2 protein-coding genes are annotated in these 546 nt (G+C 31.9%); both read right to left on the reverse strand.

Annotated elements, in window-relative coordinates; genetic code table 11:
- A partial coding sequence (locus ACCC84_RS23930; protein ID WP_371902443.1) for a type II toxin-antitoxin system death-on-curing family toxin occupies nucleotides 1–315 on the reverse strand: 315 nt, incomplete at its 3' end.
- Nucleotides 316–353: 38 nt separating this feature from the next.
- Nucleotides 354–546: AbrB family transcriptional regulator (locus tag ACCC84_RS23935; RefSeq protein WP_371902444.1), on the reverse strand; the 193-nt coding region annotated here is incomplete at its 5' end.

Raw genomic sequence — 546 nt, forward strand, 5'->3', positions numbered from 1 at the left:
GAAGTCTGACCCTTCTTGTTCAGACATTTTTAGTTCGTAGTCATTGTATAACAGAAACATTTCTAAACATGCTAATGCTGTTCTTTTGTTGGCATTATAAAATGCGTGGTTTTTTGTTAAGGATTCAAATAGTGCTGTGGCTTTATGGAAAATAGTTGGGTATGCATCTTGTTGTAATAATGTTTGTTGTGGTCTGTATATTGCTGATTCTAATAAACCCTTATCTTTAACACCTCTTTGTTCATTGGGTGAATACATGTCAATAAGAGTTTCGTTGATGAAAATTGCTTCAGTTTCTGTTATATAGATTACCATTTTACTTATTCCTTCTTTCCTTCAAGCCTGAAGGGGCATTATCTGTTTACTAAATCCTTAAATGCACCGTCAAATTTATTGATGGTTCTGTTTAATGATTCCAAAAACTTAGGGTTAACACCTTCCGGCATAGAAACTTTTTTTGATTTTTTAATAACGATTTGTTTGTTTTCTTCGTTAATTTCTAAGCTTAAAACGTCACCTTGTTTAATGTTTAATGTAGTATAGAGT

This window comes from Serratia odorifera (assembly GCF_041448735.1).
Lineage (GTDB): Bacteria > Pseudomonadota > Gammaproteobacteria > Enterobacterales > Enterobacteriaceae > Serratia_F > Serratia_F odorifera.